Genomic DNA, 19,426 nt, shown 5'->3' with positions numbered 1-19,426 from the left:
GCCGTTCGCCGACGCGCGCCCGCACACCCCCGCGCGCTCGCCCTCCCCGCCGCCGTTTCCCGACGTCAACCCGCCCGCCGCACGAGGCCGTTGACGCCGTACGCGCGCTGCCGCGACCGCACATCCAGACGGGAAGCACCGATCATGGAGCACCAGGACACCTTCCAGCGCCTACGCGCTGTGCCCGAAGACCCCCCACCACCGGCCGAATCGGGGAAGACCCGCGCGCCGCGCGCCCTCGACCGCCGCCCCACGGACGACGAACTGCTCGCCGCCAGGCTCGTACCACTGCGCAGGCCGGGCCAATGGGTCTCCGCGCTGGTCCTGTTGGTGCTGTTCGCCATGCTGGTGCACACCCTGCTGACCAACAAGCGGTTCCAATGGGGCACCGTCGGCGACTACTTCCTGCGCGGATCGATCCTGCACGGCCTGGAACTCACGCTGTGGCTGACGGGCGCCGTCATGGCCAGCGGCTACCTCCTCGGCATCGGCATCGCCGCGATGCGCCTGTCCCGCAACCCCGTCCTGCGCGCCCTGAGCTTCGGCTATGTCTGGCTGCTGCGCTCCGTGCCGCCGCTGGTACAACTCCTCTTCTGGTACGAACTCGCCTCGCTGTACCCGCGGATATCGCTCGGCATCCCCTTCGGCCACGAATTCGTCACCGTCAAGACCGCCCACCTGTTCAGCGGCATCCTCGCCGCCTACGTCGGCCTCACCCTCGACGTGGCCGCCTTCTCCTCCGAGATCGTCAGGGGCGGCATCCTGTCCGTCGACCCGGGACAGAGCGAGGCCGCGCAGGCGCTCGGCCTCGGCAACGGCCGGATCTTCCGCAAGATCGTGCTCCCGCAGGCCATGCCCGCGATCATCCCCGCCTCCGGCAACCTGCTGATCGGCATGCTGAAGGCGACCTCCATCGTGAGCGTCATCGCCGTCCAGGACCTGCTGTATTCGGCCCAGTTGATCTACAACCAGAACTTCCTCATCATGCCGCTGCTGCTGGTGGCCACCGTCTGGTACGTCATCCTCACCACGCTGCTGTCGATCGGCCAGTTCTACGTCGAGCGGTACTACGCGCGCGGCAGCGGTCGCGGTGGCGGCGGTGGTCCCAAGCGCGGCTTCTGGGAGGTCACCCGCGCCAACATCCCGGTGTTCGGCCGGACCAGGACCGACCTGGCGGGTCTGTCATGACCGACGACGGACGCCCGCTGGTCAGGATCCGCGGCCTGCGCAAGAGCTTCGGCACGCAACTCGTCCTCGACAGCGTCGACATGGATGTCCACGAGGGCGAGGTGACCGTCCTGCTCGGCCCCTCCGGCTCCGGGAAATCCACGCTGCTGCGCTGCGTCAACCACCTGGAGCGGCCCGACGCGGGCTTCGTCGAGGTCGGCGGCGACATCGTCGGCTACCGGCCGGGCCGCGGCCGACTGCACGAACTGCGCGCCCGCTCGATCACCCGGCAGCGCGCCCATGTCGGCATGGTCTTCCAGCAGTTCAACCTCTTTCCGCACATGACGGTGCTGGAGAACATCACGGAAGCGCCGGTCGCGGTGCGCGGCGTGCCGCGCAAACAGGCGGCGGTCCGGGCGCGCGCCCTGCTGGAACAGGTCGGGCTCGGCGGACGCGAGGACTCCTACCCCCGGCAGATGTCCGGCGGCCAGCAGCAACGCGTCGCCATCGCCCGCGCGCTCGCGATGGAGCCGAGGCTGCTGCTCTTCGACGAGCCCACGAGCGCCCTCGACCCCGAACTCGTCGGCGACGTCCTCGCCGTGATGAAGGACCTCGCGGGGAGCGGGATGACGATGATCGTCGTCACCCACGAGATCGGCTTCGCCCGCGAGGTCGCCGACACCGTCGCCTTCCTCGACGGCGGCCGGATCATCGAGTCGGGGCCGCCCGCCGACGTCCTCGCCGACCCCCGCCACCCCAGGGCGCGGTCCTTCCTCGCGGCCGTCCTGTAGCGCCGGTCCCGCATCGCCCCCGCACTCCTCCCATTGACGCTCGCCGTCGCGCGGTTCACGCCAGGCCGCGCACACACCTGCCCGCACTCGTCTCGACCCCGCTGCGAAAGGCACCCCCGTGACCACCGAAAGACGCCCCGCCCGCCGTCTCCCGCGGCCGGCCGCCGCCACGCTCACCGCCGTCATCGGCCTCGCCCTGCTGACCGCCTGCGGTGACTCGTCCGACGACTCGGGCACGCCGAAGTCCCGGGCAGCCGGCGCCACCTCGTCGTCGTCCGCGTCGGCCGGATCGACCGCCATCCCGACCGAGGACGTCGTCTCGGGCATCGCGGCCGACCCCGCGCTGACGGCGGAGCTGCCCGCCGCGGCGAAGAGCAGCGGCACGCTCACCCTGGGCACCACCCGCGCGCCGGGCGTCACCGGCCTCCCGCACGGCGGCGAGAGCGAGGACGGCACGCCCATCGGCCTCGACGTCGACCTGCGCAACGCCGTCGGCAAGGTCCTCGGCATCACGTGGAAGGTGCAGTACGGCACCTTCCCGACCGTCATCCCCGGTGTGCAGAACGGCCGGTACGACGTCGGCCAGGACAACTTCGGTGTCACCAAGGCCCGCGTGGAGGTCGTGGACTTCGCGACCTACCTCAACGACGGCCAGTCCTTCCTCGGCGCCGAGGACGTGCCCGTCGACTCGGTCACCCAGCTCACCGACCTCTGCGGGCTGACGGTGGCGACCAGCCCCGGCTCCACCTTCCAGCAGATCCTCACCGACGGCGCCTCGAAGTGCTCGGGCGCCGGGAAGAAGCCGTACAAGGTGCAGTACTTCACCGACTCCGCCCCCATCTTCCTGGGGCTGGCGAACGGCAAGGTGGACATCTATTTCGGCCCGACGCTGGCGCTGAAGTACGACGCCACGCATGTGCCCCACACGAAGTACCTCGGCCAGATCAGCACCACGCCGGTCGGATTCGTGACGGCGAAGGGCTCACCGATCGGCAAGGCGCTCAGCGACGCCGTGAACAAGCTGATCGCCGACGGCACCTACGCGAAGATCTTCGCGAAGTGGGACGTGCCCGGCACGGGCATCACCAAGTCCGAGGTCAACCCGGCAGCCACTTTCTGAGACCCGCCGCCCTCGACCGCGCCCGCCTCCGGCGGCGCCCGGACCCCGTGCCCGAGCGGCACGGGGTCCGGGCCGCGCGGCCCCGCACGACGATCACACCGGCCGACCTCCGCGTGCTACGGTCCCGCGAAGTCCCTTCGCCCCATGAGGATTTCCATGCCGTATCAGCCGCCTGTGTGGCCGGTGTCCGTCAAGGCCGTGGTGCTCGACGCGCGTGGCCGTGTCCTGCTGTCGAGGAACGACCGCGAGGAGTGGGAACTCCCCGGCGGGCACCTGGAGTCGGGCGCCGAGCAGACCGGACGACGGGCCGACGACAGCCCCGAATCCGCCGTCGAACGCCAGGTGCTGGAGAGGACCGGCTGGCTGGTCGAGGCCGACGGCCTCATCGACGACGGGGTGTGGATCCACGAGACCGCGCCCGGCCGTCGCGTCCTGGTCGTCACGTACGGCTGCTCGCTGCTGCCGCCCGACCAGCCGCCGCCGCCGACGGCAGAGGAGCACAAGGAATCCGCGCTCTTCCCGCTCGACAGCATCCCCGAGCTGAACATGCCCAGCTCCTACAAGCGCGCCATCTACGCCTGGACACAACGAAGTTGAGCTGAGGCGCGAGGGAGGGACAGCTACCAGCTCGATTTGCGCACGCCCGGCAGGAACCCCGCGTGCGCCTGCTCGCGCAGCCGGACCCGTGAGATGCCGAAGGTGCGGAAGTAGCCGCGCGGGCGGCCGTCCACCGCGTCCCGGTTGCGGACCCGGGTGGCGCTCGCGTCGCGCGGCTGTCGGCCCAACTCGGCCTGCGCGGAGGCCCGTTCGCCGGGCGTGGTGGCGGGGGAGGCGATGATCCGCTTCAACTCGGCCCGGCGTGCCGCGTATCGGGCGACCACCGCCTGACGCTGCTCGTTCTTCGCGATCTTGCTCTTCTTGGCCATCAGACCTTCTCCCCGCGGGCGCGCAGCCGGGCGACGGCCGCCTCGACGCCGATCCGGTCGACGGTCTTGATGCCCTTCGCGCTGAGCGTCAGCCGGACGAAGCGGCCCTCGGAGGCCAGCCAGTAGCGCTTGCGCTGGATATTGGGGTCGAAGCGGCGCGGTGTGCGCCGATGGGAGTGGGAGATGGCGTTGCCGAAGCCGGGCTTGCGCCCGGTGAGCTGGCAGTGGGCGGACATGGTGCCTCCAGGGCGGTTGCGGACTCGCGAGGGCCCGCGACGGCCCGGACGACCGCCGCCGATGCCCGGCGACCGGCCCCACCGTACCTTAATGGAAACGAATGTCATTACGCCGGGCTACCGGCTCCCGGACTGCCGCCCTCCCGGACTGCCGCACTGCCGCACTACCCCCTGTCCGGGACGCGGCAGCGCCCCCCTGAAACGCGTCACGGCCCGGCCTCCGGCGTCACCGGAGACCAGGCCACAGGGGAACGGGAGGCGATCAGGGCTTACGGGCGACCGCTCCGTACATCGCGATCTGCTCGTCCCGCACCGCGGGGTCGACGGAGTCGTCCGGCCGCCAGCGGTGCACCTGCGTGATGCCCGGCTCCACCAGCTCCAGGCCCTCGAAGTACGCCTGCGCCTCGCTGAGATTCCGCAGCCGCATCGGCATGCCGCGCGCGGTGTACTCGGCGTTCACGCGCCCGACCTCCTCCGGCGCGAAGTCGTCCGTGCCGATCGACATCGCGAGGTAGCTGCCGGACGGCAGCGGGTCCAGCAGGCGGTGGACGATGCCGAGCGGGTCGTCCTCGTCCATGATCAGGTGGACGATCGCGATGAACGTCAGGCCCACCGGCTTGCCGAGGTCGATGGTCTCGCGGAACTGCGGCGAGCCGAGGATCGCGGCGGGGTCCCGCATGTCCGCCTCGATGTACTCGGTCCGCCCCTCGGGGGTGCTGGAGGACAGGCCCGCCGAGAGCGTGAGCACGATCGGGTCGTTGTCCACGTACACCACCCGCGACTCGGGGGCGATGGACTGCGCGACCTCGTGCACGTTCGGCCGGGTCGGTATGCCGGTGCCGATGTCGACGAACTGCCGGATGCCCGCCTCCTGCGCCAGGTAGCGCGTGGCGCGGTGCATGAACTTCCGGTTCTCCAGCATATGCGGCACGATCGACGGCCACACCTCCACCATGGCGTCGCCCGCCTCGCGGTCGGGAGGGTAGTAGTCCTTGCCGCCGAGGATGTAGTCGTACACCCGTGCCGGGTGCGGGTTCTTGGTGTCGATACGGTCGGCCGGCCAGCCGTTCTCGGGCACGCGGTCCTCCGGATTTCCTTGTCGATGTGCGGTGGTGCCGCTCGCGCGGCCTGGCGTCACTGCTGGAGCAGGAAGTCGGCGTCGCCCGCCTTGGTGCCCCGGATGAAACTCTCGATCTCCCGGCGGTTGTAGATCAGCGCGGGGCCGCCCGGATCGGTGGACTGGCGCAGCGCCACCCGGCCGTCGGGCAGCTTCATCGCCTCGACGCACGCTCCGCCGGCATCGTCGCTCCACGGCTTGTGCCAGCCGTGGGGCCCGAGGTCGGCGGCACTCATGCCGTTGCGAATGTGATCCACGTCAGAGCTCCTTGCGTAGGGCACCCAGCAGTGCCTTGGTCTTCTTCTCCTGCGGCGCCTGGGCGGCGAGCCGGTCCATGGCCTCGCGGTACGCGGCGACCTCGTCCTGCTTGTCGAGGTAGGTCGACCCGATCAGGCCGCCGAGATAGACGACATCGGGCAGTTCCGCGGCCTCGAACCGGAAGAGCTGGAAGGCCCCCGCGCGGGTCGCCGGGTGCGGCCCGTTGGTGAAGGGCATCATCTGAAGGCGTACGTTCGGCAGTTCGCCGATCTCCAGCAGATGGTCGATCTGAGCGCGCATCACCTTCGGTCCGCCGACCGGCCAGTGCAGCACCGTCTCGTCCATCACCGCCCAGAGCAGCGGGGGTTGGGCACGGGTCAGGATCTGTTGCCGGGCCAGCCGCAGGGCGACCCTGCGGTCGATGTCCTCGGCCGACGCCTGCGGGTCGCCCGCGGTGAGCAGCGCGTGCGCGTACTCCTCGGTCTGGAGCAGGCCGGGGATGAACTGCGCCTCGTACGCGCGGATGTGGACCGCCGCCTGCTCCAGGCTGAGATAGGCGCCGAACCAGTCGGGCATCACGTCGCGGTAGGTGTGCCACCAGCCGTGCTTGTTGGCCTCGCGGGCGAGTTCGAGGAAGGTCTCGATTTCGGCCGTTTCCGTGATGCCGTAGGTGCGCAGCAGCTTCTCGACGTCGGACAGCCGCAGCCGTGCCACCTTGGCCTGTTCCATCCGGCGGATCGTCGAATGGCTCACCCCGATGACCTCGCCGGCCTGCTCGAATGAGACGCCGGCGCGGGATCTGAGCTCCTCCAACTGGCGTCCCAGTATCATCCGCAGCACCGTAGGAGGGCCGCCGCCCCACCCATTGTCGGTGGCCGCCATTGCTACCTCCCCGTGCGAATGTTCAGTGCTCGCCGCAGTGTGCCATGTTGCCCCGCAGTCTCCCGCCGCCCTGGCTCATTCTGCGAATTGCACTTTGTGGCTTGCGAGTTGAGGGTAGCAGCACCATAGTTGGAGTCGACGGCGTAGCCGATCACCATGATGACTACGTTGTCAGGAACCGCCACGCGCCCGGTCGTCCTCAGCCGTCGTCATCGCGGAAGCACCGACACAGGCAGTGACGCCGATGGTCGAGCCCGGCAGTGATGCCGCCGAGCGCGCAACCGCGACCCCACATACGCGGCCCCCACGAGAGGTGACGGCCATGGCAGCATTAACGGGTCTCCGAACCCCACCGATCACGTCATCGCGCCCGAGCGGCGATGTGTACGCCGTCTTCCGTCTCGCCGCCCACCGGACCTCCGTGAGCGCCGCCCGCCACGAGGCCCGCGCGGAACTCGACCGCTGGGGCCTGCCCGAGGGCGTCCGCGACGACATCGTGCTGGTCGTCTCCGAGCTGGTCACCAACGCGATCGTGCACAGCCTCAGCGACAGCGTGACCTGCCATCTGCGCGGCGGCGGTCCCGAGGTCTACGTCGAGGTCGGCTCCGAGGGGCGCAGCGCGTCGCGGCACGACGCCCGGCCGCCGGACGAGGGGGGCCGCGGGCTGGTCGTCGTGGAGGCCCTGAGTACGACCTGGGGGATCAACGTCCCCTCGCCCGGAGCCGGTTGGACGGCCTGGGCCACCTTCACCGTGCCCGCCGCCCCGGCCGACGACGCGTCGGCCACGTACTCGGAGGACCCCCGATGAAGCGTGTCCCCCCGGCCGGCCGTCGCTCCGCCCTGCCGCCCCGGGGCACCCGCCTCGACTGGCTCGCCCCCCGCGTGGACGGGCCTCCGGCCGCCAGGGAACGGATCCATGTCCCGACCACCGCAGACTTCCCGCCGGGACTGGCCTGCGACGTGGTCGAGACGTCCGCGGAGCACGGCATGCGGATCCTCGGCTGCCTGCCCAGCTCCGGCTGCGTCCTCACCAACGGACGGCAGTGGTCGTGGATCGTGCCGACCGGCTCCGACATCGACGTGGAGTGGCCGTCCTCCACCCGCTACCTGGTCGACGCGGCCGTGCTGGTGCCCGCGTACGAGACGCTGCCCGACGTGTCCGGCGGCCACGACGTCATCCACCCGCCGGACCAGGCCGTGCCGTACACGCACCCGATCCTGCTGTACTTCGCGGCCTGCTGCATCGCCGGGGTGCAGCCCGCCATGACCGTCGAGTAGCGGCCCCGACTGGCGGCCCGGAACGGCACGGGGCCTGCCCGGAGCCGCCGCGCGGGCGGTCCGGGCAGGCCGTGGGTGACAACTCAGCGGACCGTGAAGGGGAGTTGGACGGTCTTGCCGTTCACCAGCACTTCGGCGGCCATGATGCCGACGGTCTCCGGGTCGCGCACGGTGAAGTCGAGCGCGAAGGTACCGTCGAGGCCGATGACGCGCAGCACCGAGGAGTCGGAGCTCTGGGCGCCGTTGGCGCGGCGCCCGGACACGACGACCGTGGCGACGGGGGCGAAGTTCCGCCCGCTGACCAGTACGGAGGTGCCGACCGGTCCCGCGGCCGGACTGAGCGAGTAGGCGGGAGCGGGCGGGGCCGTGCTGCCGTTGACGGCGAAGGCGGCGGTCGCGGTGTGCCCGTTGATCAGCCACTCGTGCGCGTAGAGCGCCACCGTGGCCGGGTCGTTGACCGTGAAGGTCTGCGACCAGGTGCCGTCCAGGCCGATGATCTTGGTGGCGTAGCTGTCGGAGGTGCGGGAGCCGTCCGCCTTGAGCCCGTCGATCTCCACCGTGGCGACCGGCGCCCAGCCCTGGCCGACGACCGTGACCTTGGTGTGCGCGGGACCGGAGGCGGGGCTGAGCGTGATGAACGTCGTGGCGACGGACAGCGGCGCGAGGACGTGGATCGAGCCCGCGGTGACCTGCACCTGGTAGGAGCCCTTGGCGACGGATTTCGCCACGGTGACCGAGCCGGAGAGCTTCCCGTCGGAGGCGATGCTCAGGCTGCTCGACGAGACGGACGCGGCCGAGCACGCGGTGCCGTCCGCGGCGCAGAGCGCGGCGGTCGGGGTGGTGCCCGCGGGCCAGCCCGATCCGGTGAGCGTCGCCGCGTGGCCGGGAAGGACGGTCGGGGTGGTGGCGCTGAGCGTCACGGCGGTGGTGGTGACGGTGAACGGTACGGTGACGCTGGTCCCGGCCGTGCCGCTCTCGTCGGCGTAGACGGCCACCAGGTCGGCGCTGTCGATGGTGAAGTCGGTGCTGAACGTGCCGTCGGGCAGGCTCTGTACGTAGACCGCGTCGTCGAGGGCGTTCCCGGCGGCGTCGAGTCCCCAGATGTTGATCCACTGGTCCTGGCGGAAGTTGTGACCCACGACGGTGATCACCGTGCCGACCACGCCGTTGTTCTGGGACAGCGTCATCGTTCTCGGACCGGTGGGCGCGAACGCCTTGACCGTCAGTGGCGCGTTCGCGTGGGTCGTGCCGTCGTTGACCTGGATCTGATACGAGCCGTCGGCCACGGTGTTGGCGTCGGCGAGCGTCGCGGTGCCGGTGAGGATGCCCGAACTGTCGATGGCGAGGGTGTTGGACGTGAAGTCGGCCGGGTTGCAGCCCGCGCCGTTGGCGTCGCACAGCGACACCGTCGGAGTGCCGCCGGCCGTCCAGCCGCCGCCCGCGAGGTCGATCGCGGTGTGCGGCCGGACCGTCCCGGTGGGCCCGGACAGCGAGGCGCCGCTGCCCGCTCCCTGCGCGGTGACCGTGCCGACCGGTCCGCCGCCCGCGGTGATCACGCAGGGCGTCTGGTACGTACCCCCGAGGACCACGGTGCTGGTGAGGGTACGGGTCGGCGTGAAGCTGATGGCCCCCGAGGCGTTGGCGGGCAGGTAGATGTCACCCTCGTACGGGGGAACGACGACGGGCTGCCCCGAGGGGTAGTTCATGTTCACCGTGGGGCCGGTGACCGTCACGGTACCGGTGGCGCCGCCGGACATCGCCAGGTCCATGGAGGGCGTGGTGGGCACATTGGACAGCGAGGTGCCGGGGATGGCCGGGCTGGCGCCGAGGGTGACGGTGACGTGCACCTTGCCGCCGGGGGTGACGACGGCCGGGGTCAGGGTCACCGTCATCGACTGCGGCCCGGTGGCGTCGCCCTGACCCGCCGGGAGCGTGCAGTGCACGGTCGGGTTGATGGTCGCGGCCCGGGCCGTCGTCGCGGAGGTCAGACCCGCGCCGACGAGGGCGAGCACCGCGACGGCGCCCGTGGCGATTCTTGCCCGCCAGCCCCGTCCGGGCCTGCGGTGGAAGGGTGGGAACATCTGCTGCGCCGCCTTTCGGGCATGGCAGACCCCTCCCTGAGCCTGGGCACGGGAGGGGTCCGGGAAGAGGGAGAAGGTCCGCGGGGTGGGGTCCCGGGGAATGAGTCCGCGGGGGATGAGCCCCGGGGGAGAAGGAGCGGGGGTCGGGTCCGGGCCGTTCCTCCCCCGGGAGATGGGCCCGGGGGAGGAACGGATCAGGAGGAGGGACGTCGGAGTCGGTTGGTGCGGAACGGGGACGTGGCGCTCAGGTGAGGGTGAGTGTGAGGATCGCGCTGTAGTCGCCGGGCGCCGTCACCGCGGGGAGCCGCAGGTCCATGTCGGCGTTGACCTTCACGGTGCCGCCGACGACCTTCTCGCCGCCGGCCGCGGTGAGTTGGCACAGTGTCGCCGCGGTGCTGCCCAGCGGGCCCGGCGTGCCCGGTGCGGGCGTGCCGACGCTCTGCGAGCTTCGGACGCAGTCGGGTGTCCAACGGACGGCCGAGGCGGGGATGGTGTTCTGACCCGAGGTCAGGTCGGTGAGCGTGCCGGTCAGGGACCAGCCGAGGTCGACGCCGCGGGAGTCCACGACGGTGACGGTGTTGAGCGCGCTGGTGGCGGTCTGGGACCGTCCGGTCAGGGGGATGGTGCCGAAGTCGATGGTGTCCCCGGACTGGGTCATCTGGAGATTGCCCGCAGTGACGGTGGCGCTGATCTTCTGGGTGGCCGTCGCGCCACCGCTGTCGCCCACGGTGAACTTCGCGTTCACGTCGGAGCCGTCCGCACCGCTCTCGTCGGTGTGGATCGCGGTGGTGGCGGGGTCGTTGACGGTGAACTCGGCGGTGAAGGTGCCGTCGGGTGTGCTGACCGGGTACACGGCGTCGTCGGCGGTCTGGTTGCCGTCGGCGTCCACCCCCCAGACGTTGATGTACTGGTCCTGGTGGAAGTTGCGGCCGCTGACGGTCACCACGGTGCCGAGCGGGCCGTGGTCGGGCGAGAGCGTGACGCTGCGGGCGCCCGTGGGCACGAACGCCTTGACGGTGAGGTCGGCGGTGGCGTGCTTGGCGCCGTCGCTGACCTGGACCTGGTAGGTGCCGTCGGCGATCACGGACGACGCGGCCAGCGTCGCGCTCCCCGAGAGGGCGCCGGACGAGTCGATCGCGAGGGTATCGGAGGTGAAGCGGGACGGGTCGCAGCCCAGTCCCTGCGCGTCGCACAGCGAGACCACGGGGGTGCCCCCCGCGGTGAATCCGCTGCCGCTCAGCGCGACCGAGGTGCTGGGACGTACGGCCGAGGCCGGCGCGGTGAGCGTGGTGGCCCCACCGCCGCCGCCCTGCACGGTGACCGTGCCGATGCCGCCGCTGCCCGAGACGATGTCACAGGGCGTCTGGAAGGTGCTGCCGAGCACCACCGTCTGCGTGTTCATCTTCAACGGCGTGAACGTCACCGGTCCCGACGCGTCCGAGGGGACGAAGAAGTCCCCTCCGTAGGGCGGGATGACGATCGGCGCGGGCGCCGCCGGGATGTCCACGGGAACGGTCGGGCCGGTCACCGAGACCGTCCCGGTCGCCCCGCCCGACATGGTGAAGTAGATGCTCGGCGTGGTCGGTACGGCGGACAGTGCGAGCGGGCTGGTCGCGGGCGAGGGTCCGAGGGTGACCTCGGCGTGCACCTTGCCGCCCGGCGCGACCGTGGCCGGGGTGAGGGTCACCGAGACGGACTGCGGCCCGGTGTTCTCACCCTGTCCGGCGGGCAGCACGCAGTGCACGGTCGGGGTGACCGTGTCCGCGTGCGCCGCGGGGGCGGCCAGCGTGCAGGCCGCGGCCAGGGCCAGAGCCGGCACCGCCGCCCGCGCGAGGCGCCGTAGAGAGATCTGCCCTGCATGATGCAACGCGTGCCTCCTGACTCCGGGACGCATACGTGTATATGACGGTGCGTCAGGTGCTGGTTCCAGGGCATTGCGACAGCGCGGGACGCAGAAGTCAATGCGAACCCGCCGGTAACCTCGCGGTGTTGGGCCGCCGTTCGCACCGGGCGACGCCGGCCGCGGGTCAAGCCGCGGGTCACGTCGTCCCGTGGCGCTTGACTCTTCAAGGTCATGGGGCTTCACTCCCGACCAGCGCGCCGGGCCGGACAGCGGGTAGTCACTCGACAACGGGATGTCAAGGGTGCCTGTGCGAGGTCGTCCCCCGGCGCACCCTCACCCTGCTTGATTGGAGTGCTTTGCCATGTCCAGATCCAAGCGTATGGGGACGATCGCCGTCCTCAGCGGCGGCGCACTGTTCGCCGGTCTGACCCTCGCCCCGCACGCGGTCGCCGTCACCCCGGCCACCGCCACCGCCAGCTACAACTGCGGCACCTGGGGCAGCGGGACGGCCACGCTGACCGCCACCGACTCCGGCGGCGTCAAGAAACTGAAACTGAGCTCCTCCACGATCACGGTCCCGGCCGGCACCACGGTGCCGCCGAACAGCATCACCACGACCATCAAGGTCAAGAAGAACGGCTCGACCGAGGTCGACTTCTCCGGCACCGTGAACCCCGCGATGACCGGCGCCGTCACCCTCGGCCCGCTCCCGCAGTCCACCGGCACGCTCGCCGCCGGTGACAAGACCGACTCCTGGGTGCTGTCCGGCACGCCGAGCGCCACCAACTGGTCGGTCAAGATCGTCACCACGTCGCCCTCGGTGACCACCGTCTACTGCATCGCCACCAGCGCCCAGTCCACCGCGTTCACCTGGTAGCGGTTCACCTCGTCGTACGGGATTCGCCCGGCGCGACTCGGTACGCGGCACGCACGCCGGGACCCCGCCCCCCCCAAGGGAGCGGGGTCCTCGCGGCGGCCTGACCCGCTAGTGGCCGGTCTCCTCGGGGGCGCGCTTGGGCATCAGCGCGACCGCGGGCAGGCACAGCAGGCTGAGCCCCAGGACGACGGCGAGGCTGATCTTCATGGCGTGGCCGAGGCCACCGCCCGCGGTCTGGAAGAAGACCGAGGTCACCGCGGCCGAACCGATACCGGCGGCGAGCTGCTGGATCGCCGAGAGCGAGCCGCTGGCGCTGCCCGCCTCGTCGGGGCTGATGTCGCCGAGCGCGATGTCGAAGATCGTGCCGTAGCAGGCGCCCATGCCGAGCCCGGTGACGAAGATCGGCGCGGCCAGCGTCCACAGGCCCACGCCGGTGCCCGAGTGGGCGACCAGCGCGAGCAGCCAGCCGCCGCCCGCCAGCAGGATCGCGATGCCGACGAAGATCAGCGTGCGGCCGAGCTTCTTGATCAGCGCCATGCACGCGCCCGCGGCCACGATGATGCCGAGCGTCATCGGCAGCAACGCGAGTGAAGCGGTGCGCGGCGAGGCGTGCAGGCCCTCCTGGATGAACAGGGACAGTACGTAGATCAGCCCGCTGGTGGTCGCGAAGACCACGAGCCCGACGACCAGTCCCGAGCTGAAGCCGCGGTTGCGCAGCAACGACGCCTTCAGCAGCGGGTCGGCCGCCGTGCTCTGGCGGCGGGCGAATGCCGCGAAGGCCGCCGCACCCACGACGAGGGAGAGGACGGGAGTGGCCGTCCAGCCGTTGGTCGAGCCCTCGACCAGGCCGAAGAGCAGGCCGAACATGGTGACGGCGAGCAGACCCGAGCCGATCCCGTCCACGACGACCGTACGGTCCCCGTCGTCGTGCGGGAGCAGCCGGACCGCCAGGACCAGGCCGACCGCGCCGAGGACGAGGTTGATCAGGAAGATCGGCCGCCAGGACAGGCCGAAGAGGTCGGCGTCGATGATGAATCCGGCCAGGATCGGACCGCCGACCGAGGCCAGGCCGAGCAGCGGCCCGAAGAACGCGAACGCCTTGCCGAGCATGTCGCGCGAGAAGGTCTTGGTCATGATCGCCATGCCCTGCGGGATCATCAGGGCGCCGAAGGCCCCCTGCACCACACGGGCGGCGATCAGCAGTCCGGGATCGGGGGAGAGCCCGGCCACGGCGGAGGCGACGGTGAAGCCGCCCATGCCGATCAGGAACATCCGGCGCTGGCCGAATTTGTCGCCGAGCCGCCCGCCGATGACGAGCAGGACGCCCATGGCCAGCATGTAGGAGGAGCCCAGCCACTTGATCAGGCCCTGGCCGCCGTGCAGCTCGGCGCTGATGGTGGGCGCGGCGATGTTGGTGACGGTCGAGTCGATCATGTCCAGGGCGTCGGCGAGCAGCACCAGCCCCAGGATCGCCCACATCAGCCGGGCCGATGTGCTGGTGCCCGCGGGACGGGGCGCGGTCGAAGTCGTGGTCGCGGTGGTCATGGCGGGACCTCCTTCCGGGGTGACGTCGGGTGACGTCCGCTGTGACATTGCGTGATCGGACCGGTCTGTCCGACCACATCCGCCACCGTACACGAACATGTTCGTCGCGAACGCGTTCAGAGCGAACATGTTCGTTCCAGGGGGCGTGATCACGCCATGGCCGGGCGAACGTGTTCGTTATGCTGAGGCGATGACGCCTGGGAAAGCCGCCCCCATCAGCCGCCGCGACCGGCCCGCCAAACCCGCGCTCTCCCGCGAGGGGATCGTCGGCACGGCGCTGGAGATCATGCGCGCCGAAGGGCTCGACCGCGTCACGATGCGCCGCCTCGCCCAGGAGCTGGACACCGGCCCGGCCTCGCTCTACGTCTACGTGAGCAACACCGCCGAGCTGCGCGCGTACATGCTCGACGACCTGCTCGCCGGACTCGACCTCGGCCCGGTGGCCGCGCCAGGGGACTGGCGCGAGCGGCTGTTCACGCTCCTGTGGTCGTACGGCAGGGCCCTGATGGAGTACCCGGGGCTCGCCCAGTCCGCGCTGGTGACCAGGCCCGCGGGCCCCGGTTACCTACGGCTGGTCGACGGCCTGCTCGCGCTGCTGGCCGAAGGCGTCCCCGCGGAGCGGACCGCGTGGGCGGTGGACCTGCTGCTGCACTTCGCGACCTCCACCGCCACCGAACAGGGCACCCGCAGCGTGGCCGACGGCGCGGAGCAGGAGGAGAGCGACGCCGCGAACGCGATCCTCTCCGCCACGCCCGACACCTACCCCCATATCGCCGCCCTCGGCATGGACCTGCTGAGCGGCACCGGCACCGGCCGTCTGAGCTGGGGATTCGACGTCCTGCTCAACGGCATCATCCACACGCCCCGGCCGTCGGCGTAGCAGGCGGCCTCACCCGCCCGGTCACGGCTCCGGCAACCGGTGGTCGCCGACCGCGTCGTACGTCTCCTTGAGCGCCTTGCGTGCGCTGTCCAGATGGTGCTGGGCGACGCCGATGAACAGGCAGTCGATCACGGTGAGCTGGGCGATACGGCTGGCGGTCGCGCCCGAGCGGAAGGTGGTCTCGGGGGCCACGGTCGTCAGGAGGTGATCACTGACCGCGTGGATCGGCGAGCGCGGGAAGCTGGTCAGGGCGACGGTCGTCGCGCCGTGCTCGCGCGCCACCCGCAGCGCCTCGACGGTGTCGGCGGTCGCCCCGGTGTGGGAGAGGCCGATGGCCACGTCACCGGGGCTGAGCACCGCCGCCGAGGTGAGCATGATGTGGGTGTCGCTCCACGCGAAGCTCACCCGCCCGATCCGGTGCAGCTTCTGCTGGAGGTCGGCGGCGACCAGGGCGTTGGCGCCGACGCCGTAGATGTCGACGCGGCCCGCCGCCGCGACCGCCGCCACGACGCGGCGCAGCGTGTCGACGTCGAGCTGCCGCGCGGTCTCCTCGACGGCGCGCGCGTCGGCGAAGGCGACCTTGCCGACGACTTCCGACAGGTCGTCGGTCGGCGTGATGTCGCTGCCGAGGTGCCGGTCGTCGCGGGTCTCGGCGCGCGCGGCGTCCGCGGCCAGCGCGATCCGCAACTCCGGGTAGCCGCGCAGGCCCACGGAACGGCAGAAGCGGATGACCGTGGTCTCGCTCGTCGTCGCCGCCTCGGCCAGTTCGGTGATGCTGCTGCGCGCGGCGAGCGCCGGATTGGCCAGCACGGCCGCCGCCACGCGCCGCTCGGCCGGAGCGAGGTCCGGCAGCAGCGACCGGACGCGCGCCAAGGGACTCGCCTCGGGGGATTCGTTGTCGGAACCGGCTGACACGGGGGAAACGTATCCACCGTGATCGTCGGGGTCAACGTGGCCTCGGGCGAGCCCCGGCGCGGGTGAGCGCTCCGCGGCAGACGGACGGATCAGTGCACGGTCCGCCAGGCGCCGGCCGGGGTCAGTCCCGTGGCCCGCAGCAGGTCGTGGTGGCCCGAGGTGACCGACAGCCCCGCGAGGTCGACGCCGCGGCCCTCGTAGACCGGGTCGGTGGCGTACGTCCAGCGGATCAGCGCACCGGCCGCGCCCCGCGGAAGCTCGGCGCGCACCCGCCACCAGGCGCGGACGTCCTGCCCCGACAGCGAGGTCGGGGCGCCGGACGGCGCGCCCTTGCCGGTCACCCGCAGCGGTAGCGGCTGCCAGGTCGTGCCGCCGTCCGTGGAGGACTCGACGGTGAGCAGGTCGGTGGACTCGGTGTTGACGAACGCCGAGAAGTCGATGTCGACCGGTGCCTTCGCGGTGATCGGTCCCGTGGTGAGGGTGCTGGTGGTGCCGCCGCCCTGCCCCGAGTACCACAGCGGGCCGCCGCCGGGGGCCCGGACCGCGATCGCCTGCGCGAGCGCGGTGGCGATGGCCCGGCGCGGCGGATTGGTCGAGGGCGTGTTCCGCGTCGGGTGCACCCGGTTGCTGAGCAGGACGGCGAACGAACGCGACTGCGGGTCGATCACCAGCGAGGTGCCGGTGAAACCGGTGTGCCCGAGGGTGCGCGGACCCGACAGGCCGCCCATGTACCAGATCTGGTCCAGCTCGAAGCCCAGGCCGTGCGAGTCACCGGGGAACGCCTGGTTGAAGTTCTGCTCCATCAGCGTGACGCTGTTCCGGCTGAGGATCCGACGGCCCTTGTACGTACCGCCGTTGAGGATCGTCTGCGCCAGGACGGCCAGATCGTCCACGGTGGAGAAGACGCCCGCGTGGCCCGCGACGCCGCCCATGGCCCACGCGTTCTCGTCGTGCACCTGGCCGCGCACCATGCCGCGCGCCGGGCTGGTCTCGTACTCGGTCGCCGCGATCCTCGGCAGCTTCGCGGCCGACGGGTTGTAGCCGGTGTCGGTCAGCCGCAGCGGTCCCGTGATGCCGTCGCGCACCAGCGTGTCGAGCGGCTTGCCCGTCACCTTCTGCAACACCAGTTGCAGGCTCAGCATGTTCAGATCCGAGTACAGATACGTCGTCCCCGGCGCGTTGATCGGCTTCGCGTCGAGAATCGCCTTCTCGCGGGACGGCAGATCCGGGTAGCCCTGCCACAGGGAGGGGACCGGATCGGCGTCGAACCCCGAGGTGTGGGTGAGCAGTTGCTCGACGGTGACGGCGCCCTTGCCGTTGGTGGCGAACTCCGGCAGGTAGTGCGCCACCGGTGTGTCGAGGTCGATCCGGCCCGCTTCGAGCTGCTGCATGGCCACGATCGAGGTGAACAGCTTCGACAGCGAGGCCAGGTCGTAGATGGTGTCGGTACGCGCCGGGACCCGCTGGTCGGCCGGCAACTCGTGGGTGGCGTCGGCGTATTCGACCGCGTAACCGCCCGCGTCACGCTCCACCACCACGCCGTCGTGGGCCATCAGTGTGGTCGCGCCGGGGAAGAGGTGATTCGCACCCGAGGCGGGGTCCTCCCAGCCCGCCATCTGCCGCTGGAAGGCGTCGATCGGCGCCGCGTCCAGCCCGGCCGACCGGGGGGTGCCCCGGTGCAGGACGGTGTCCGCCGGGGCGAATCCGGAGTACGGCCGGTCGAATTGGCCGCTCCCGCCGTGCTGCGGGGCCGGGGTCGCGTCGGCGCTCCCGGCGAGTACGAGGGAGAGGGAGGCGAGCAGCGCCGCGGCTGCCGTCAGTGCAGGGGTCCGCATGGAAACCTCGTCTGTAGAGGCCGGCTGGATCGGGAGCAGTGGTCGGGAGCGGCAGGGAAGGGACGCCGGGGGAGTGGAAGGATTCCTACCGCATGGCAGCTGGCGTCGGTAAGTTACTCACGCCGCACGCGCGGGTCAACCATTCGACCGGTCAAGGCTGTCGGGCGCGACGAACCCCGCGCCGCCGTCCGGTACCCTCCCACGCATGCCATCAGCACTGGACAGCCAGGAGATCGGCAATATCGCGCAAGAGTTCGACAACGACCTGGTGCTGCTGCGCCGCGACATCCACCGCCACCCCGAGCCCGCGGGCGCCGAGGAACGTACGGCGGCGCTGGTCGCCGAACGGCTGCGGGCCGCGGGCCTCACGGTGACCACCGGCGTCGGCGGCCACGGCGTGGTCGCGGTGCTCGACGGCGCGGGACCGGGACCCACCCTCGCCTACCGCGCCGACATGGACGCGGTGGACGACGACGAGCTGGACGAGCTGTTCGAGAGCGACTTCGCCTCCCTCGTCCCCGGCACCGCGCACCTGTGCGGCCACGATCTGCACACGGCCGTCGGGGTCGGCGTCGCCCAGGTACTCGCCCGGCTGCGCGAGCGCTGGCACGGCCGGATCGTCTTCCTCTTCCAGCCTGCCGAGGAGACGCTGGCCGGAGCGCGGGCCATGATCGAGGACGGCGCCCTGGAACACACACCCCCGCGCGAGGTCTACGCGCTGCACTGCGGGCCGTTCCCGGTCGGCACCTTCGCGGTCATGCCCGGTCACGGACTGCCGGGACAGGACCATTTCCAGGTCGAGTTGACCGGCCCGGACGCCGCGTCCGACGCGCGCCGGATTCTCGACCTGGTGGACGGCCTGTCCACCGTCCGCCTCCCGCGCAACCCCGAGGAGTACGACCGCCTGCTGGCCGACCTCCGCGACCCCGACGGGCCGCTGGCGCGATTCGTCGTCACCTGGCCCGAGTTGACCGCGCTCGACGACGGCAGCCCGCTCGTCCGCGTCTCGCTGCGCGCCTGGCCCGACAGCCGCTACGCCGAGATCCGCGACACCGTACGCGCCGCGGTGGAACCGCTGCCGGGCGCCACGGCCGTCTTCGCGGACGAGCCGTTCCCCGCGATGGTCTGCTCGCCGGAACTGAGCGAGGCCGCGGCGCGGTATTTGCGCGGCGCGCTCGGTCCGGACGCGGTGGAGGTGCTGCACGCCTCCTTCCCCTTCAACGGCGAGGACTTCGCGCTCTTCCTGAACGGTGTGCCGGGCGCGATGTTCTACCTCGGCGTCGCCAATCCGGAGGCCGGGATGAACGGCGCCCCGCACGCACCGGACTTCGCGGCCGACGAGCGGGCGCTGGGGTTCGGCGTCCGCGGCATGGCCGGTTTCCTGCTCAGCCGCCTCGCGGCCGACGTGGCCTGAAGGCCCGCCCCCACCCTCGGCGGGAGCGGGCCTCCTCATCGGCCCGACGCCGACGGCGTCCTGCCGGTGGCCGCCGCCGCGGGGCCGACACCGGTCCCGGTGACGGCCGCGACGCTCACGGTGCACGACGTGCCCGGGGTGAGGGCGCCGACGACCACGGCTTCCGCCTGCTGCGCGTCGTCGTGCGCTGAGCCTGACCTGATGCGACGTCAGTGCCCGCCGCGGCACTGACGGTTCGGGGCGGCAGACCGGCCTGACCCG

At 71.4% G+C, this 19,426-nt stretch carries 19 protein-coding genes; 9 read left to right on the top strand and 10 right to left on the bottom strand.

Going from position 1 to position 19,426, the window contains the following annotated elements; all coding sequences use genetic code 11:
- Nucleotides 1–144: 144 nt before the first annotated feature.
- The 4 genes from ACIOC1_RS13735 to ACIOC1_RS13720 all read left to right on the top strand — a co-directional run bounded on the left by ACIOC1_RS13735 (nucleotide 145) and on the right by ACIOC1_RS13720 (nucleotide 3,675).
- Nucleotides 145–1,188: an amino acid ABC transporter permease gene (locus ACIOC1_RS13735; RefSeq protein WP_401854091.1), complete on the top strand. Its 1,044-nt coding sequence runs from the start codon at nucleotides 145–147 to the stop codon at nucleotides 1,186–1,188.
- Nucleotides 1,185–1,958 carry an amino acid ABC transporter ATP-binding protein gene (locus ACIOC1_RS13730; RefSeq protein WP_401854088.1) on the top strand — a complete coding sequence of 258 codons (774 nt, stop codon included), beginning with the start codon at nucleotides 1,185–1,187 and terminating at the stop codon, nucleotides 1,956–1,958. Before ACIOC1_RS13735 ends, ACIOC1_RS13730 begins: the two co-directional genes overlap by 4 nt.
- A gap of 118 nt (nucleotides 1,959–2,076) precedes the next feature.
- A complete protein-coding gene (locus ACIOC1_RS13725; protein WP_401310882.1) occupies nucleotides 2,077–3,078 on the top strand; it encodes an ABC transporter substrate-binding protein in 1,002 nt (333 codons plus the stop codon).
- A gap of 144 nt (nucleotides 3,079–3,222) precedes the next feature.
- Complete coding sequence (locus tag ACIOC1_RS13720) at nucleotides 3,223–3,675, top strand: NUDIX domain-containing protein (protein ID WP_401854086.1); 453 nt, start codon at nucleotides 3,223–3,225, stop codon at nucleotides 3,673–3,675.
- A gap of 23 nt (nucleotides 3,676–3,698) precedes the next feature.
- On the opposite strand, the gene rpsN is transcribed toward ACIOC1_RS13720, so the two are convergent.
- The 5 genes from rpsN to ACIOC1_RS13695 form a co-directional block, all read right to left on the bottom strand.
- Nucleotides 3,699–4,004, bottom strand: coding sequence for a 30S ribosomal protein S14 (gene rpsN / locus ACIOC1_RS13715; protein WP_355345700.1), 306 nt, complete (start codon nucleotides 4,002–4,004; stop codon nucleotides 3,699–3,701).
- Complete coding sequence (rpmB, locus tag ACIOC1_RS13710) at nucleotides 4,004–4,240, bottom strand: 50S ribosomal protein L28 (RefSeq protein WP_355345697.1); 237 nt, start codon at nucleotides 4,238–4,240, stop codon at nucleotides 4,004–4,006. The genes rpsN and rpmB overlap by 1 nt, the downstream gene beginning before the upstream one ends.
- 262 nt (nucleotides 4,241–4,502) lie before the next feature.
- On the bottom strand, nucleotides 4,503–5,318 hold the full coding sequence (locus tag ACIOC1_RS13705; protein WP_391045445.1) for an SAM-dependent methyltransferase: 816 nt from the start codon (nucleotides 5,316–5,318) through the stop codon (nucleotides 4,503–4,505).
- Between the two features lie 56 nt (nucleotides 5,319–5,374).
- Nucleotides 5,375–5,614, bottom strand: a complete 240-nt coding sequence (locus ACIOC1_RS13700; protein ID WP_317452483.1) for a DUF397 domain-containing protein — start codon at nucleotides 5,612–5,614, stop codon at nucleotides 5,375–5,377.
- Nucleotide 5,615: 1 nt separating this feature from the next.
- Nucleotides 5,616–6,497 (bottom strand): helix-turn-helix domain-containing protein, encoded by an 882-nt coding sequence (locus ACIOC1_RS13695; protein ID WP_401854083.1) that lies wholly within the window; start codon nucleotides 6,495–6,497, stop codon nucleotides 5,616–5,618.
- 244 nt (nucleotides 6,498–6,741) lie between these two features.
- On the opposite strand from ACIOC1_RS13695, the gene ACIOC1_RS13690 reads away from it, so the two are divergent.
- Nucleotides 6,742–7,305 (top strand): ATP-binding protein, encoded by a 564-nt coding sequence (locus ACIOC1_RS13690; RefSeq protein WP_401854081.1) that lies wholly within the window; start codon nucleotides 6,742–6,744, stop codon nucleotides 7,303–7,305.
- Entirely contained in the window at nucleotides 7,302–7,775 is a 474-nt protein-coding gene (locus ACIOC1_RS13685) for a hypothetical protein (protein ID WP_355345684.1), read from the top strand. Before ACIOC1_RS13690 ends, ACIOC1_RS13685 begins: the two co-directional genes overlap by 4 nt.
- An 83-nt stretch (nucleotides 7,776–7,858) precedes the next feature.
- Here the strand turns inward: ACIOC1_RS13685 and ACIOC1_RS13680 are convergent, their stop codons facing one another.
- On the bottom strand, nucleotides 7,859–9,856 hold the full coding sequence (locus ACIOC1_RS13680; protein WP_401854078.1) for a hypothetical protein: 1,998 nt from the start codon (nucleotides 9,854–9,856) through the stop codon (nucleotides 7,859–7,861).
- Between the two features lie 244 nt (nucleotides 9,857–10,100).
- Nucleotides 10,101–11,723, bottom strand: a complete 1,623-nt coding sequence (locus ACIOC1_RS13675) for a hypothetical protein (RefSeq protein WP_401854076.1) — start codon at nucleotides 11,721–11,723, stop codon at nucleotides 10,101–10,103.
- A 337-nt stretch (nucleotides 11,724–12,060) separates the two neighbouring features.
- Here ACIOC1_RS13675 and ACIOC1_RS13670 point away from each other — a divergent pair, with 337 nt between their 5' ends.
- Nucleotides 12,061–12,576 (top strand): hypothetical protein, encoded by a 516-nt coding sequence (locus tag ACIOC1_RS13670; protein ID WP_355345675.1) that lies wholly within the window; start codon nucleotides 12,061–12,063, stop codon nucleotides 12,574–12,576.
- Between the two features lie 108 nt (nucleotides 12,577–12,684).
- Here the strand turns inward: ACIOC1_RS13670 and ACIOC1_RS13665 are convergent, their stop codons facing one another.
- Nucleotides 12,685–14,121, bottom strand: a complete 1,437-nt coding sequence (locus ACIOC1_RS13665; protein ID WP_401854073.1) for an MFS transporter — start codon at nucleotides 14,119–14,121, stop codon at nucleotides 12,685–12,687.
- Between the two features lie 190 nt (nucleotides 14,122–14,311).
- On the opposite strand from ACIOC1_RS13665, the gene ACIOC1_RS13660 reads away from it, so the two are divergent.
- Nucleotides 14,312–15,001 (top strand): TetR/AcrR family transcriptional regulator, encoded by a 690-nt coding sequence (locus ACIOC1_RS13660; RefSeq protein WP_401854070.1) that lies wholly within the window; start codon nucleotides 14,312–14,314, stop codon nucleotides 14,999–15,001.
- 21 nt (nucleotides 15,002–15,022) lie between these two features.
- On the opposite strand, the gene ACIOC1_RS13655 is transcribed toward ACIOC1_RS13660, so the two are convergent.
- Both ACIOC1_RS13655 and ACIOC1_RS13650 read right to left on the bottom strand, forming a co-directional pair.
- Nucleotides 15,023–15,916 carry a MurR/RpiR family transcriptional regulator gene (locus ACIOC1_RS13655; RefSeq protein ID WP_355345666.1) on the bottom strand — a complete coding sequence of 298 codons (894 nt, stop codon included), beginning with the start codon at nucleotides 15,914–15,916 and terminating at the stop codon, nucleotides 15,023–15,025.
- Nucleotides 15,917–16,005: 89 nt separating this feature from the next.
- Nucleotides 16,006–17,751, bottom strand: coding sequence for a serine hydrolase (locus tag ACIOC1_RS13650; protein ID WP_401854067.1), 1,746 nt, complete (start codon nucleotides 17,749–17,751; stop codon nucleotides 16,006–16,008).
- A gap of 205 nt (nucleotides 17,752–17,956) precedes the next feature.
- Here ACIOC1_RS13650 and ACIOC1_RS13645 point away from each other — a divergent pair, with 205 nt between their 5' ends.
- A complete protein-coding gene (locus ACIOC1_RS13645; protein ID WP_391162083.1) occupies nucleotides 17,957–19,165 on the top strand; it encodes an amidohydrolase in 1,209 nt (402 codons plus the stop codon).
- Nucleotides 19,166–19,426: the final 261 nt, after the last annotated feature.

It is taken from the genome of Streptomyces sp. NPDC088197, from assembly GCF_044741185.1.
Lineage (GTDB): Bacteria > Actinomycetota > Actinomycetes > Streptomycetales > Streptomycetaceae > Actinacidiphila.
This window is presented reverse-complemented; position numbering and strand designations above follow the sequence as displayed.

Coding starts and splice junctions, on each gene's coding strand:
- ACIOC1_RS13735 (WP_401854091.1), top strand. CDS start 145: ATGGAGCACCAGGACACCTTCCAGCGCCTACGCGCTGTGCCCGAAGAC.
- ACIOC1_RS13730 (WP_401854088.1), top strand. CDS start 1,185: ATGACCGACGACGGACGCCCGCTGGTCAGGATCCGCGGCCTGCGCAAG.
- ACIOC1_RS13720 (WP_401854086.1), top strand. CDS start 3,223: ATGAGGATTTCCATGCCGTATCAGCCGCCTGTGTGGCCGGTGTCCGTC.
- rpsN (WP_355345700.1), bottom strand. CDS start 4,004: ATGGCCAAGAAGAGCAAGATCGCGAAGAACGAGCAGCGTCAGGCGGTG.
- rpmB (WP_355345697.1), bottom strand. CDS start 4,240: ATGTCCGCCCACTGCCAGCTCACCGGGCGCAAGCCCGGCTTCGGCAAC.
- ACIOC1_RS13695 (WP_401854083.1), bottom strand. CDS start 6,497: ATGGCGGCCACCGACAATGGGTGGGGCGGCGGCCCTCCTACGGTGCTG.
- ACIOC1_RS13690 (WP_401854081.1), top strand. CDS start 6,742: ATGGTCGAGCCCGGCAGTGATGCCGCCGAGCGCGCAACCGCGACCCCA.
- ACIOC1_RS13685 (WP_355345684.1), top strand. CDS start 7,302: ATGAAGCGTGTCCCCCCGGCCGGCCGTCGCTCCGCCCTGCCGCCCCGG.
- ACIOC1_RS13680 (WP_401854078.1), bottom strand. CDS start 9,856: ATGTTCCCACCCTTCCACCGCAGGCCCGGACGGGGCTGGCGGGCAAGA.
- ACIOC1_RS13670 (WP_355345675.1), top strand. CDS start 12,061: ATGTCCAGATCCAAGCGTATGGGGACGATCGCCGTCCTCAGCGGCGGC.
- ACIOC1_RS13665 (WP_401854073.1), bottom strand. CDS start 14,121: ATGACCACCGCGACCACGACTTCGACCGCGCCCCGTCCCGCGGGCACC.
- ACIOC1_RS13660 (WP_401854070.1), top strand. CDS start 14,312: ATGACGCCTGGGAAAGCCGCCCCCATCAGCCGCCGCGACCGGCCCGCC.
- ACIOC1_RS13650 (WP_401854067.1), bottom strand. CDS start 17,751: ATGCGGACCCCTGCACTGACGGCAGCCGCGGCGCTGCTCGCCTCCCTC.
- ACIOC1_RS13645 (WP_391162083.1), top strand. CDS start 17,957: ATGCCATCAGCACTGGACAGCCAGGAGATCGGCAATATCGCGCAAGAG.